Source organism: Kribbella sp. NPDC058245 (assembly GCF_042882005.1).
Lineage (GTDB): Bacteria > Actinomycetota > Actinomycetes > Propionibacteriales > Kribbellaceae > Kribbella.
The window spans coordinates 510,598-525,072 of the sequence record NZ_JBHVWY010000004.1; the positions used below are offsets into that span (position 1 = coordinate 510,598).

The following is a 14,475-nucleotide window of genomic DNA, read 5'->3' on the forward strand; positions in this document are numbered from 1 at the left end:
CATGGCTCTGCTTGAAGTAAGGGACCTCAGGGTCTCCTTCGACACCCCGGACGGTACCGTCCGCGCCGTCCGGGGCCTGTCGTTCGACGTCGAGGCCGGACAGACCCTCGCGGTCGTGGGCGAGTCCGGCTCCGGCAAGAGCGTCTCCACCCAGACCATCACCGGGCTCACCCGCGGTGCGACGGTCTCCGGTACGGCGTTCTTCGACGGCACCGATCTGATCACCGCGGACCAGTCGACACTGCGCCGTCTCCGCGGTGCCCGGATCGGAATGATCTTCCAGGACCCGTTGTCGAGCCTGCATCCGCACTACCGGATCGGCTGGCAGATCGTCGAGATGATCCGCGCGCACGACACGGTGATCAGCAAGCAGGCGGCCCGGAAGCGGGCCGCCGAGCTGCTCACGCTGGTCGGCATCCCGCGGGCCGAGGAACGTATCGACGACTACCCACACCAGTTCTCCGGCGGGATGCGGCAGCGGGTGATGATCGCGATGGCGATGGCACTCGACCCGGCGCTGCTGATCGCGGACGAGCCAACCACGGCCCTCGACGTGACCGTGCAGGCTCAGGTCCTGAACGTGATGCGCCGGCTGCAGCAGGAGTTCGGTACGGCGATCGTCCTGATCACCCACGATCTCGGAGTGGTCGCCGAGATGGCCGACGACGTCGTGGTGATGTACGCCGGAACCGTGATGGAGCGGGCACCTCGCCGGGACATCTTCTACCGCAACCACCACCCGTACACGCAAGGCCTGCTGGCGTCGCTGCCGGCACGCAGCGGCGACCGACTGACTCCGATCCCGGGCACTCCGCCGAGTCTGATCAGCCTGCCGAAGGGCTGTCCCTTCGCGGCCCGCTGCCCCCACGTGTTCGACAAGTGCCGGACCGAGACCCCGCCGCTCGCCGACATCGGCCCGCGGCATCAGTCGGCCTGCTGGCTCCCCGTTCAGGCAAATGAGGCGATTGCATGAATGAGCGCAGCGAATTCATCGAAAAGCACAGTGTGAACGACGTACTCCTGAAGGTGGACAACGTACGCAAGGAATTCCCCACGCATTCGAAGGAGGTGGTCCGGGCCGTCGACGGCGTCTCCCTCGAGGTCTTCAAGGGCGAGACGCTCGGCCTGGTCGGCGAGACCGGCTGCGGCAAGTCGACGCTGGCCCGTTGCATGGCCCATCTGTACGACGTCACGTCCGGCTCGGTGTCGTTCGAGGGGACCGAGATCAGCACGCTGTCCCGGCGCGCGATGCGGCCGATCCGGCGCGAGATCCAGGTGATCTTCCAGGACCCGTACGGCTCGCTCAACCCGCGCCGCCGGGTCGGCTCGATCATCGGGGACCCGTTCGCCATCCATGGCATTGCCTCCGGCAACGAACGGAAGAAGAAGGTTCAGGAGCTGATGGAGCTGGTCGGGCTGAATCCCGAGCACTACAACAGATTCCCGGCCGAGTTCTCCGGGGGCCAGCGGCAACGGATCGGGGTCGCCCGCGCCCTCGCGCTGCGGCCGAAGCTGATCATCTGCGACGAACCGGTCTCCGCGCTGGACGTCTCGATCCAGGCCCAGATCATCAACCTTCTGGCCGATCTCCAGAAGGAGCTGGATCTGACCTACGTCTTCATCTCCCATGATCTGTCCGTGGTCCGGCACGTGAGCAACCGGATCGCGGTCATGTACCTGGGCAGGATCGCCGAGCTGGCACCGACGGACGAACTGTTCGGCGAGACCCGGCATCCGTACACCCGGGCCCTGCTGTCGGCGCTACCGGTCGCCGACCCGGACACCGCCGACAGCAGGGAACAGATCATCCTCGGGGGCGACATCCCCACCGCGACGAACCCGCCGGAGGGGTGCAGGTTCCACACGCGGTGCCCGAAGGCCCGGTCCGAGTGCGCACTCACCGAGCCGGAACTGGCCGCCGTACTGGATGACACCGACGAACACCGCACGGCCTGTCTGTATCCGTTGACGCTGGGCGAGGACCTGTCCACCGCCGTACCGGACTTGAGGGCATCATGACCGCCGCACTCGAGTTGGTGGATGTTCTCGACGAGCCGAAGACGATCGAGGGGCGCAGCCCGCTGGTGCTGGCGTTGCGGCGGCTGCGGCGGGACAAGGTGGCGATGATCTCGCTGGCGGTGATCATCCTGATCGTGTTGATGGCGGTCTTCGCGCCGGTCTTCGCGGCGATCACCGGCCATGGGCCGAACGATCAGTACCGCGACATCGGCCTGTCGCCGGAGGGGTTGCCGCGGGCACCGAACGGCACCTTCTGGCTCGGCACCGACGACCTGGGCCGGGACATCCTGGTCCGGATCGCGTACGGCGCCAGGGTGTCGCTGCTGGTGGGAGTGGCCGCGACGGCGATCACGGTCGTGGTCGGAGTCGTGCTCGGGCTTGCTGCGGGGTTCCTCGGGGGGATCACCGACACCATCCTGACGCGGCTGATCGACGTCGTACTGTCGGTTCCGTTCCTGCTGGTGGCGATCGCCCTGGTGTCCATCACCGGACCGAGCCTGTCCGTGACCGTGCTGGTGATCGGGTTCTTCAGCTGGGCCTCGGTGGCCCGGATCGTCCGCGGACAGGTGCTGTCGCTGCGCGAACGCGAGTTCGTCGAGGCGGCCCGGTCGCTGGGGGCGAGTGACGGCCGGATCATGTTCGTCGACGTCCTGCCGAACGTGCTGGCTCCGGTGATCGTCTACACCACCTTGCTGGTCCCGGTGGTGATCGTGACCCAGGCGACGCTGTCGTTCCTCGGGCTCGGTCTGCCCCCACCCACCGCCGACTGGGGCGGGATGATCAACTCGTCGCAGAACTACTACACGACGGCCTGGTGGTTCATCCTCTTCCCCGGTCTGGCGCTGCTGATCACGACGCTGGCGTTCAACCTGTTCGGCGACGGTGTCCGGGACGCGTTCGATCCGCGCGCCGACCGGACGTAGGAGGGATCACGATGGTTCGATTCTTGCTCCGCCGGCTCGGGCACGGGCTGCTGGTGCTATGGCTGATCTCGATGGCCGTCTTCGCGCTGTTCTTCATTGCCCCCAGCAACGTTGCGCAGACGCTGGCGGGCCGGCAGGCGACGCCGGAGACGGTCGCGCTGATCCAGCACCGGCTCGGTCTCGATCTGCCGGTCTGGCAGCAGTACCTGAACTTCATCAAGAACGCCGTCCAGGGTGACCTCGGCTACGACTACTACCACCAGGTGCCGGTGACAACGATCATCGGGCAGGCGCTGCCGATCACGTTGTCGCTGGCGCTGGGCGCCGCCGTACTGTGGCTGCTCCTCGGCGTGACCAACGGCGTCATCTCGGCCGTGCATCCGCGGTCGCTGGCCGATCGTGGGCTGACGTTGTTCGCGTTGTTCTTCTACTCGTTCCCGTCGTTCCTGCTCGGTCTGCTGTTGCTGTACTTCCTGTACTTCAAGCTGACCCTGGCCGGGTTCGGCTGGTTCCCGGCCGGCGGGTACACGCCGTTCAGCGAAGGGCCCGGAGCCTGGTTCCAGCACCTGGTGCTGCCGTGGATCGCGCTCGCATTGTTGCTTGCGGCAACGTACACGCGATTGACCCGCGGCTCGATGCTCGACGTACTGGGTGAGGACTACATCCGTACGGCGCGGTCGAAGGGGATCCGCGAGAGCCGGGTGATCGTCCGGCACGGGTTGCGTAGTGCGCTCACCCCGGTGGTCACGCAGTTCGGTATCGACCTCGGGCAGCTGGTCGGTGGCGTCGTGGTGACCGAGACCGTGTTCAGCCTGCCAGGGCTGGGCCGGACTGTAGTGACCGCGATCAACCAGCAGGATCTGCCGGTGATCATCGGCATCGTCCTGTTCGCCTCGGCCGCGGTCGTGATCGCGAACATCCTGGTCGACGTCGCCTACGCGTTCCTCGATCCGCGGGTGCGCCTGCACTGATCAGTAGAGCAGGGCAGTTCAGTAGAGCAGGGCAGTCGTCTGCGGGCTCGGGAGGCTGCCCAGGTCGGCGAGGCTCGCGGTGAGGGCGTCGTACTGGCGTATGGCGGCGGCGCGGTCGCCCTGGATGAGGTGGAGTGAGATCAGCGCGCGGTGGGCGGATTCGAGCAACGGATCGTGGCCCACCGCCTGCTGGTAGAGCTCGATGCTCTCCTCGACCCGGCCCTCCGTGGCCTTTGCATCGGCCCGCGCCAGCAACTCCCCCAGGACGCGCTCCGACAGCCCCTCCGCCATCGCCACAGCGTAGCCTCCTGGGATGGCAATCGTCGTGTACGGAGCTGGTGGAATCGGCTGTTATGTCGGCGGGCGGCTGGCGGCGACCGGAAGTCCGGTGACGTTCATCGGGCGGCCGCGGATGGCCGCCGAGCTGGCCACGCACGGCCTGCGGCTGACCGACTACCTCGGCGCCGACCTGAGGGTCCCGCCGGGCGAGGTGCGGTACGAAACGACTCCGGCGGCTGGCGCCGAGGCGGATCTGGTCCTGGTCACGGTGAAATCGGCCGCGACCGCGACCGCAGCCGATGAGCTCGCCGGGGTACTCAAGCCCGGCGCGGTGGTGGTGAGCTTCCAGAACGGCATCCGGAACGGCGAGACCCTCGCGGCCCGGCTGACCGAGCAGCGCGTGCTGACGGGGATGGTTCCGTTCAATGTGCTGAACAGCGGCGGCGGGCACTTCCACCAGGGCACGGAGGGCGCACTCGATGTCCAGGCCGACGCCGCACTCACGCCGTACAGCGGTGCCTTCGAGCAAGCAGGGCTGCCGCTGAAGCAGCACGACGACATCCTGCCGGTGCAGTGGGCGAAGCTCCTGCTGAACCTGAACAACCCGGTCAACGCGCTGTCCGACCTGCCGCTGCGTGACGAGCTGTCGCAGCGAGCCTTCCGCCGGTGCCTGGCCGCGGCGCAGGCCGAGACGCTGGAGCTGCTCGCCGCCAAGGGGCTCGAGCCTGCCCAGATCCTGCGCGTCCCGATGCGACGCTTCCCGACCATCCTCCGGCTGCCGGACTTCCTCTTCCGTCGGCTGGCCAGCTCGATGCTCGCCATCGACCCGCTGGCCCGAACCTCGATGTGGGAGGACCTGCAGGCCGGCCGGACCACCGAGATCGACTATCTGAACGGCGAGGTCGTCCGCCTGGCCGAAGAGCTCGGCCGGAGCGCGCCGGTCAACGCGAAGCTGGTCGCGCTGATCCGGGCGACCGAGGTCGATCGGCGGGCGTGGACCGGGGCTGAACTACTCCGCGAACTTCAGGGGTAGCGACGCCCGCACGTTGATGCTGACCAGACCGTCGCGGAAACCGAGATGCTCGTTCAACCGGCGCATGTTGGCGTTGCCCTCCTGCGTCCAGGTGTAGATCTCGGTGATCCCGTGCTCGGCGGCCCAGGCCATGCTCGTCCGCTTCAGCGTCGACGCGACCCCCTGCCCGCGCCACTCCCGCCGTACAGCGGTGTAGGCGACCTCGGCGCGTTGCGGCTGATCGGTATCGATCATCAGGCCGGCGACGCCGATCACGTCGTCCCCGTCGAGCGCGGCAAACATCGCGGCGGGGTCGTTGATCCACTCCACGGCCCATTCCTCGGCCGTCACCTGCAGCGGCGGCGTCACATCCATGTCCGGGAACGTCGGCTGCGCAACCTGCTCAAAGGCCTGCGCCCACAGCTCCGGCCGCTCGGCGACGCTGACGATCCGGTACGTCGTTGGTGCGGGCGGCTGGGGTTCGTCCCCGATCGCGCGGACCTGCTCCACCTGCCGCGCGGTCTCGGTGAACCCGAAGAGCCCGGCGAACTCCACCGACCCCGGATCGTCGATCGTGCAACCGCCCCGGTTGTAGCCCTGGGCAACGGCATGCTGATCGAGCGCCTTCAGGAGTTCGGTGCCGACGCCTTGGCGGCGAGCCTCTGGGCGGACGCGGGCGGCAATCACCGCACGCCCGGGCTCGGCCGAGCGATCGGCGAGACCGTGGCCGACCACCTTCCCGTCGAGCTCGGCGAGGAGCAGCAGACGCCCGGGGCGGTCTTGCTCACGCAGTTCCGCGACGCTCGAACAGCGCTCATACGGCAGCGCGGCGATCCGTACTTCCCGCCACGCCTCGTAGTCAGCGTCGGTCTGCACCGGCCGGATCTCCACCATGTCGATCCCCTCTCTCTGGGACCGGTTGTATCAGGGTCGGGCGGCTGGTGGCAGCAGGTTTTCGTCGGCGGTCTCCCAGTCGGCCGGGGCCGGGCCGAGCCGGTCGAGCTCGTCGAGCTGGAGTTCGGCCCAGGGTGAGAGCCCGTCGACAGCACGGATCTCGGACCACTCGATCCAGCGGTACGCCGCGACCTCGGCCGGCGCCGGCTCCGGGGCGCCGGACCAGCGGACTCGATAGACCGGGCAGACCTCGTTCTCGACGACGCCGTTCGGCATTTCGGCGCGGTACCGGAATCCGGGCAGCACCAGCTCCGCCTTCACGTCACTGATGCCCAGCTCGTCGGACAACCGCCGTACGACGGCGTCCTCGATCGCCTCACCGGGAAGCGGATGCCCACAGCAACTGTTGGTCCAGACCCCGGGCCAGGTCGGTTTCCCGAAGGCACGCTGGGTCAGCAGCACCCGGCCGCGGTCGTCCACGACATAACTGGAGAACGCCAGATGCAACGGCGTCGCCGAATGGTGAACCGTCGCCTTGGCCTCGGTCCCGATCGACCGGCCCTCGTCGTCCAGCAGTACTACCAGCTCCTGCGTCACCCTCCGAGGGTATGCCGATATCCCGCTGCGGGCCGCATGCACAGCGTGTTCGCCTCGTCGAGGGACGTTGGTGCCTTTAGCGGTGGTCCAGTCGTTCTCTGGCAAGGCGGAGGAGGAGAGCGATGCGGAGCATCTCGCGACGACGACAACGCCGCCAGGGGGCGTCTGGGGCGCCGATAAAGGTGCCGAATGTTCCTTGACGAGGTGATACCTTCCTGACGTGAATATGCGGCGCGTGGTGTATCGACCGGCTCTGGGAGGAGCCGGCGTTCTGTAGTACCCACCCCCGCTCCGTCCCAGGGCCTCTTCCGTTTCCGGAGGCGCTGACGAGGGGTGTCTCCATCACATCTTGGAGCGCATCCCCATGGAACCGTCCGCTGTAGTCGACCGGTTACGCCGTACCACCGATTCCATCGTCGGCGAGGCCGACCTGCTCTCGCGCCTGGCCTCCGGGAGGCCGTTGCGGATCAAGTACGGCGTCGACCTGACCGCGCCCGACCTGCATCTCGGCCACGCGGTCAACCTGTGGATGATGCGGCAACTGCAGGACCTCGGCCACCAGGTCGTCTTCCTGCTCGGCGACCTCACCACCCGCGTCGGCGACCCGACCGGCCGCTCCGACACCCGCCCGGTGCTGAGCCCTGCCGCGATCGAGGCGAACGCGTCGTCGTTCCTGGAGCAGGTCTCACTGGTGCTGCGGACAGAGCCTTCAGTCTTCGAGGTACGGCGGAACTCCGAGTGGTACGACGGGATGCGGGTCGCCGAACTGCTCGGGCTGTTCGGGCAGGTCACGCAGGCGCAGTTGATGAGCCGGGACATGTTCCGGGCCCGGGTCGAGGCTGGGCGGGAGATCGCCGTACATGAGCTGGTGTACCCGGTGCTGCAGGGATACGACAGCTTCGCGATGCAGAGCGACCTGACGATCGTGGGGTCGGACCAGCTCTTCAACGAGCAGTTGGGTCGGCACTTCCAGCAACGACTCGGCATGCCGCCGCAAGTGGTCATCACCACGACGATCACGCCGGGGCTCGACGGCCGGGCCAAGCAGTCGAAGTCGCTGAACAACTACATCGGTCTGACCGACAGTCCGCGGGACAAGTTCGGCAAGCTGATGAGCATCCCCGACCACCTCGTCGAGCCCTACGCCCACGTCTACACCGAACTGCCCCTCGACACCGTCGCCGCCCTGGCCGCCTCTGCCGACGCCGGCGGAATCGCGGCCCGCGACGCGAAACTCCGCCTGGCCGCCGCGGTGGTCACCCGCTACCACGGCGCCGGAGTCGCGCGCGCCGAACTCCAGTCCTTCCAACAGACCTTCACCCACCGCGCGGAGCCCACCGACATCCCAGTCGTCACCCTCGACCACCCCGCGGACACGCTCCTGGACCTCCTCCAAGCCGCCCGCCCCACGGACACGAGGTCCCACCTCCGCCGTCTGATCACCCAAGGCGCCGTCACCCTCAACGGCACCCGAACCACCGACCCCGCCAGCCCGGTTGGCTCCGCAACCGACCTGATCCTCCGCTCCGGCCCCCGAACCTGGCACCGGCTAACCCAAAGTGCGGACCGCCACCACTGACCAACTCCCCGCGGACCGACCGGTCCACGCTCAGCCGACCCTGCCCGGAGACCTCCCGGGCAGGTTGGTCAGTGGCACAGGTCCGCAAACCCACCTCCTAGACCGCCACACCCTCGAAGCCCTCCACGCAGAACGAGCCACCGAACTAGTAATCCGCGCCTCCACCACCCACAACCCCACCCCCTAACCCCATTTCCTATCCCCGGCCACCACTGCTGGCCGGAGACAGGAAGCGATGGCTGGAGACCTCATGCCATAGGTCTCCGGCGGCGATTACGTGACTCCGGCAACCACTGCCGCCCCCATCGCTGCGATGCGGCCGGTTTCGTACGGCGTGTGGTTGCTCGCCGCTTCGGATACGGCCGGGCTGGTACGGCGGTGTGGTTGCTCGCCGCTCCGGACACGGCCGGGCTGGTACGGCGGTGTGGTTGCTCGCCATTCCGTCTGCGGCCGGGGACGTGGGCCTTGGGTTGCTCGCCGCTGCGGCCGATTTACAGTGACGGGTGGCTGGAGTGGGCGCGCGGCTGAGGGGGATGGATCCGTCGGCGACCGCGTTCCCGTTGCCTGAGCTTCCGGGCTGTGGTTGCGGCCGGTAACAACGAGGCCTGAAAAGTGACCCATCGTGGCGAACGCTCCCACTCGGGCCCTCGCCCCCTCCGCATCTGATGGGTTCACCCATCCGCTTGTGGGTTCTGCACCCGCATGCGAGTCCAGAACCCACCACCTCGTGGGTTAACCCATCAGATGGCGAGGCCCCGGGGGCGCTGGGGGTACTGCCGCGCCTGGCAGCCCTCGCTAATTGGTGGATTTTCGTCACCGGATCCCTAAAACTCACCAACTAACGCGACCCAACCCAGCGCTCCGGTCCGCCCGGGTCGCTAATTGGTCGATTTTCGTCACGGAGTCCCTAAAACTCACCAATTAGCGCGACCGACCCCGCGCTCGGGTCCGGCTGCTCGTTATCGGTGACTTTTCGGCGCATGGACCCGAAAAACTCACCCATAACGCGGACCATGCCCCACGCCGGTCGCCCCGCTCGCTCGGTGGAACGTTTTGTCCAAATGGCGACCAGGACCGTCTACTCAGCGCAGATCTTGGACCTCAGCCACAACCCGGAAGCCCAAACAACGGCCACCGTGGTCACCGACCGCACCATCCCCCTCAACCCCGCACCCACGCCAGCCACCCGCCACTGTAAATCGGCCGCAGCGGCGAGCAACCACAAACCCACATCCCCGGCCGCAGACGGAATGGCGAGCAACCACCCGCACCGCACCCGCCACTCGGCGCAGATCTTGGACCCCAGCCACAACCCGGAAGCCCAAACAACGGCCACCGCGGTCACCGACCGAACCATCCCCCTCAACCCCGCGCCGGGCCCCAGCCACCCGCCACTGTAAATCGGCCGCAACGGCGAGCAACCACAAACCCACACCCCCGGCCGCAGACGGAATGGCGAGCAACCACACCCGCCGAACCGGCCAGAGGCACCCGCCCTACGCCTCTCAGGCGGCAGGGGTCTCGGTCGGCGTCTCGGGATCGGGCGTCGGCGTCGGTGTAGGAGTCGGCGTCGGGTCCGGCGTGGGTGTGGGCGTTGGCGTCGGCTGCGGGGTGGGGGTCGGCGTCGGGGTCGCCGGAGGCGTCCCGGGCTTCGTCGGCGGCTGGTACGGCGGTTTGGGGGTCTGCTTCGGCGGTTGGGGCGTCTGGACCGGCGGCCGTACGACGACCGGTGGCGTGATGATCGGTTTCGATGGTGTTGGGAGCACGGGGGTCGGCCTGGTCGGGTCGTTGGTGATGTCCACGTTCCCGTTGTCGTCGGTCGGAGGCGTGATCACCCCCTGACCATCAGGTACCTGAACCGTCTGCCGGCTGTACGACTGCATCCAGCGCAGCACCGTGGACACGTAGTCCATCGAGTGGTTGTACCGCAGCACCGACTGCACCAGCCCCTGCGGATCACCCAGGTTCGCGCCACCCCAGCACAGGTAGTTGCCAGCGGCACGCGCTGCGTCGTACACGTTGTGCGGGTTCTTGATTCCATCACCGTTGCCATCGGCACCAAAAGTCTTCCAGGTACCGGGGATGAACTGCATCGGCCCGACTGCCCGGTCCCACTGCGCGTTCCCGTCGTACTGGCCCTGGTCGGTGTCGGCGATCGCCGCCATCCCCGGCCCGCCGTCGAGTACCGGCCCGAGGATCCGCCCGCGAGTGTTGCCCTGGGCATCGACCTTGCCGGCGTTCGCGTGGTCCGACTCGACCTTCCCGACCCCGGCCAGCAACGGCCAGGTCAGGTGACAGCCCGGCGTCGCGACACTCAGATCCTGCGCAACCCGCTGGTACGCCGCCAGCACGGTCCCCGGGATGCCGGATGCATCTCCGGCGAGACCCGGGATCGGCTGCACCGTCCCATCGGTGGAACCAGTCTCCGGTACGACGTTCTCCGGCTGATGGGGCACGGGAAGCCGACCGTCCACCCCGGGGCCCGGCGGCAGGTCAGCCGGCCGATCGATGAACCCGGTCAGCGCGGTCGAGTCCACCACGAGTTGATTCGGCGTACCGCTACCGCCCGAAGCCACGACCAGCGCGATCACTCCGAGCGGCGCCGCACAGGCCCAGCCCGCGATCAGCTTGACCCGCCAGGTGTCGCCGCGGCTGATCACCCGAACCGTCCTTCCACGTAGTCCGCCGTCCGCGGATCCTCCGGCGTGGAGAAGATCTTCGCGGTCGGCCCGGACTCGACAATGACACCCGGAGTCCCTTGCTCAGCAAGGAAGAACGCACACGTCTGCGACACCCGAGCTGCCTGCTGCATGTTGTGCGTGACGATCACGATCGTCACCTCGCGCCGCAGTTCGTGAATGGTCTCCTCGATCCGTCGCGTCGAGGTGGGGTCGAGCGCCGAACACGGCTCGTCCATCAGCAGTACGTCGGGTCGGACGGCCAACGATCGCGCGATGCACAACCGCTGTTGCTGCCCACCGGACAGCGCACCACCGGGTGAGCCGAGGCGGTCGCGCACCTCTTTCCACAATCCGGCCTTGGTCAGGCACTCCTCGATCAGGTCCTGGCGCTCGTTCCCGCGAACCCGGGTGCCGGTCAGCTTCAGCCCGGCGGTCACGTTCTCCGCGATGCTCATCGCCGGGAACGGGTTCGGCTTCTGGAACACCATCCCGACCCGCTTGCGCGTGTCGGTGATGCGCCGCTCGGGCTCGTAGATGTCCTCATCGTCGAGCAGCACGCGCCCAGCCAGCGACGCGCTCGGCACCAACTCGTGCATCCGGTTCAGGATCCGCAGGAACGTCGACTTCCCGCAGCCGGACGGCCCGATCAGCGCGGTGACCTGGCCGGCCTCCATCCGTAGCGAAATATCGGCCAGCACCTTGTGGCTGCCGAACCAGGCCGCGACCTGATCGCTCTCCAGCACACTGCCACCACTGATCGGTGGCAGGACGGTGGTCTCGTCGTCGGCCGCGGACGGCACGACAGGCAGTACGGCGGTCATGCCAGACCCTTCCGATTGAACAGTGAGGTCACCCACGGCGACGGCCCCGACGCAGGAGGCCGGCCAGATACGAACCACCGGACGCGAGACCACGCCGTACCGGGTGGCCCGGCTGCGCGATCACCCGGATGCCCGGCGACGCCACTCCAGCGGCCAAACCAACCGCCAGCAAGGCAGGCAGGCCCCAGGCCAGCCAGCCGAGCGACTCGCCGGTGGTGGCCGCGACCGGCTTGGTGTTCGCGTTCTTCACCGGCTGGCTCGGCCCACCGGACGGTGTCGGACCCGGCGTGGGCGTCGGCGTCTTCGCACCGCCACCATTGTTGTTGTCCGGGCTGTCGGTCTTCGGCTGGTTCGGCGCCTTCGTGGGCGGGTCGTTCGGTGTCGGGTCCTTCGGGTCGTCGACCGGGTCCTTCGGCGGGATCGGCACCGTGCCGGTCTGGGCCGCGACCGCGTCGGCCACCTTGGCGGCCTGGTCTCGCATCGCCTGTGTCAGCGCGAGATAACCATCCGGCAGCTGACCGGCCTCCTGCCCCCACTGCTGGCCGTCGGTGCTCATCCAGCGGATGTTCTCGGCGTACCGGGTGGCGAGGGTGCTCGGCAGGTTCGCCGTCGGCACCGCGGCGTAGCTGATCATCGTGCCCGGGTAGCCACGCTCGTCCATCCCGGCGTAGTCGAGGTTCCAGACGCCCGAGTTCTTGTCCGGGATCGCGCCGTCCAGCGCGTACCCCATCGCCTCGACCGTCGGCGCGACGAACTCCCCGGCACTGTTGCGCAGGTCGGCCGCCAGTACGCCGGACTTGTCCAGCTCGGATTGCACGGACAACGAGAAGATGTGCCGGGTCCCGAAGAGCTGCACTTGATCGCGCTTGCCGACGTAGCCGCTGTTCGGGTTGGTCGAGTCCTTCAGCGACGGGGTCTGGCTCAAGGGCCAGCCGATCATCGCGATGTCCGCGCCGTTCGCCCAGGAGTTGATTGCCGGTGCCCACAGTGCCTGCGGGCTCAGCCCCGCAAACGTCGCACCGCTCGTACCGCTCGTAGGCGTGGGTGCCAACCAGCCGTCGTTGAGGTTGTAGTCGTCCGTGGGCAACTGCCAGCCACGGTAGGTTTTGTTCACCGTCATGCCCCAGGGATCCGCCTTGCCCTGCAGGAACGCGCGGGCACTCGGATCGGCCCACACCCAACGGGTCAGCGCGAGGAACACGTCGCTGCGTGCGGTCGGCATGGACAGCTGGGTGCCCTCGGCTGCGTTCGAACCGGCGAAGCCAGCTGCCTGAGGGTTGAGCTGAGCGAACTCCGGGTCCTTGAAAATGTTGGCTGGATTGCTGCCCGTGTTCGGATTCACCGCGAAGCCGTCCTTGTTCGGCCGGAACAGTCCTGGGTAGGACTGCGTGAGCATCTTCGCCACCAACCGCTGATTGAGCTTCAGGTCGGTGACTGGGCTCGTGATGCCGTCCACGGTCTTGTCGATCGAATAGCCGATGGAGAAGCCGGTGACGGCGATCGGGGCATATCCCGGCTTGCGGTCGGTCGACACCGGGTCGTCCGGTGACGCGGGCTCACTAACCACCGCGGCATCTGCCGCATACTTCGAAGCGGACGCGGGATCGCGTTGTCCCAGCTGGCGCAGCGAGTCCGGCTCCCAGGCGCGGGTGTAGTCGAGCGCGGACGGGCTCGACGACTGGCAGCGGGCCGGGACCCAGCGTCGCATGGCCTCGCCGGTCAGTTCGGAGCCGATGAACTTGGCCTGGTCGGTGCGTCCGACGCACTTCGGGAGGCTCGGACTGTACGAGAGCTTGAAGACATAGCGCTCGTACCAGTTGGCCAGCAGCTGCCAGTTTCCGAAGGCGGTCGCACCTGTCGCCTTGGCGCAGTTGCTGATCAGCAGTGGCGTGGCGCCCTGTTCCTTCGTTCGACACGGCCGGTCGCGGACCGGTACGACGACCAGCGAGCACGGAGACTTGTCCGAGCAGCCTAGAGACGGATTCTCTGCCGCTGTATTGACCCAGGTCTGAACCTGGCCGGTACCGTTCGGCTGGGTCACCCCGCGGCGAAAGTTCCGTGTCGACGGAGTGAAGTCCTCGATCGCCTTGACTCCGAGCGCGGTGTCCTCGGGGATAGCCATCCCAAAGGTGGTCCAGGTGCCGTTGGCGTTCCGGCGGCCGTGATACTGGTCCAACGAGTCGTCCTTGCTGTCAACCGTGCGGAACGGCACCCAGAAGCTCGGACCGGAGGGGACAGTCTTGGGGGTGCTGTACCAGTCGGACGGCTCAACCGGGGCATAGAAGTTCGACTTGGCCACCATGCCGATCGAACCGAGCGCATCACCGTCGGCGCTGACGTTTCCGATCCAGCAGTCCTCGCGCGTCGGATTAAGGCCGCGGCACTGCATGATGGCCACCGCGTTCTTGGTGAAGTCGGACGACGGGTCGAGGCCCGTCCAGGAGACCGAGATCATCTGCCGGGTGAGGTTCCCGGTCTTGGAAGCGGTCACACTGACGCCACCACGCTGCAATGTCACGGGATTCGTGGACGGCTCGGCGACCAGCGCCTGATCCGTCGGGTCCGGCGGCGGATTAGCCGCGACGGCGGCCGGCGGTTGCCAGGCAACCGCCGTACCGGGCGCCACTGACAGCACGGCCAGCACGAAGGCGCCGGCGATCAACGTGAGCTTCCTCGGCCTCACAGAAATTCCTCCCCAT

General features: G+C 67.7%; 12 protein-coding genes. 6 read left to right on the forward strand and 6 right to left on the reverse strand.

The annotated features are described in order from the left end of the window. The first annotated feature begins 1 nt into the window (after position 1). Genes ACFVWG_RS11755 through ACFVWG_RS11770 form a run of 4 tightly spaced genes read left to right on the forward strand, consistent with a single transcriptional unit; the run spans position 2 to position 3,913 of the window. Positions 2-973: an ABC transporter ATP-binding protein gene (locus ACFVWG_RS11755; RefSeq protein WP_391543175.1), complete on the forward strand. Its 972-nt coding sequence runs from the start codon at positions 2-4 to the stop codon at positions 971-973. After that, complete coding sequence (locus ACFVWG_RS11760; protein ID WP_391543176.1) at positions 970-2,019, forward strand: ABC transporter ATP-binding protein; 1,050 nt, start codon at positions 970-972, stop codon at positions 2,017-2,019. Before ACFVWG_RS11755 ends, ACFVWG_RS11760 begins: the two co-directional genes overlap by 4 nt. Beyond that, positions 2,016-2,942, forward strand: a complete 927-nt coding sequence (locus tag ACFVWG_RS11765; protein ID WP_391543177.1) for an ABC transporter permease — start codon at positions 2,016-2,018, stop codon at positions 2,940-2,942. The genes ACFVWG_RS11760 and ACFVWG_RS11765 overlap by 4 nt, the downstream gene beginning before the upstream one ends. Before the next feature lie 11 nt (positions 2,943-2,953). Then, on the forward strand, positions 2,954-3,913 hold the full coding sequence (locus ACFVWG_RS11770; protein WP_391543178.1) for an ABC transporter permease: 960 nt from the start codon (positions 2,954-2,956) through the stop codon (positions 3,911-3,913). Positions 3,914-3,931: 18 nt separating this feature from the next. On the opposite strand, the gene ACFVWG_RS11775 is transcribed toward ACFVWG_RS11770, so the two are convergent. Next, positions 3,932-4,204, reverse strand: coding sequence for a BTAD domain-containing putative transcriptional regulator (locus tag ACFVWG_RS11775; protein WP_391543179.1), 273 nt, complete (start codon positions 4,202-4,204; stop codon positions 3,932-3,934). Positions 4,205-4,226: 22 nt separating this feature from the next. Here ACFVWG_RS11775 and ACFVWG_RS11780 point away from each other — a divergent pair, with 22 nt between their 5' ends. Further along, complete coding sequence (locus ACFVWG_RS11780) at positions 4,227-5,225, forward strand: 2-dehydropantoate 2-reductase (RefSeq protein ID WP_391543180.1); 999 nt, start codon at positions 4,227-4,229, stop codon at positions 5,223-5,225. On the opposite strand, the gene ACFVWG_RS11785 is transcribed toward ACFVWG_RS11780, so the two are convergent. Beyond that, entirely contained in the window at positions 5,202-6,098 is an 897-nt protein-coding gene (locus tag ACFVWG_RS11785; RefSeq protein ID WP_391543181.1) for a GNAT family N-acetyltransferase, read from the reverse strand. The two genes, ACFVWG_RS11780 and ACFVWG_RS11785, sit on opposite strands and share 24 nt — an antisense overlap. 30 nt (positions 6,099-6,128) lie before the next feature. Further along, positions 6,129-6,695 (reverse strand): isopentenyl-diphosphate Delta-isomerase, encoded by a 567-nt coding sequence (idi, locus tag ACFVWG_RS11790; RefSeq protein ID WP_391543182.1) that lies wholly within the window; start codon positions 6,693-6,695, stop codon positions 6,129-6,131. Positions 6,696-7,059: 364 nt separating this feature from the next. Here idi and tyrS point away from each other — a divergent pair, with 364 nt between their 5' ends. After that, a complete protein-coding gene (gene tyrS, locus ACFVWG_RS11795) occupies positions 7,060-8,274 on the forward strand; it encodes a tyrosine--tRNA ligase (protein ID WP_391543183.1) in 1,215 nt (404 codons plus the stop codon). 1,505 nt (positions 8,275-9,779) lie between these two features. On the opposite strand, the gene ACFVWG_RS11800 is transcribed toward tyrS, so the two are convergent. The 3 genes from ACFVWG_RS11800 to ACFVWG_RS11810 are packed head-to-tail and all read right to left on the reverse strand — an operon-like array spanning position 9,780 to position 14,459. Further along, positions 9,780-10,934, reverse strand: coding sequence for a lytic transglycosylase domain-containing protein (locus ACFVWG_RS11800; RefSeq protein WP_391543184.1), 1,155 nt, complete (start codon positions 10,932-10,934; stop codon positions 9,780-9,782). Beyond that, on the reverse strand, positions 10,931-11,776 hold the full coding sequence (locus ACFVWG_RS11805; protein WP_391543185.1) for a phosphate ABC transporter ATP-binding protein: 846 nt from the start codon (positions 11,774-11,776) through the stop codon (positions 10,931-10,933). The genes ACFVWG_RS11800 and ACFVWG_RS11805 overlap by 4 nt, the downstream gene beginning before the upstream one ends. Positions 11,777-11,804: 28 nt before the next feature. Continuing rightward, a complete protein-coding gene (locus ACFVWG_RS11810) occupies positions 11,805-14,459 on the reverse strand; it encodes a hypothetical protein (protein WP_391543186.1) in 2,655 nt (884 codons plus the stop codon). Positions 14,460-14,475 lie beyond the last annotated feature (16 nt).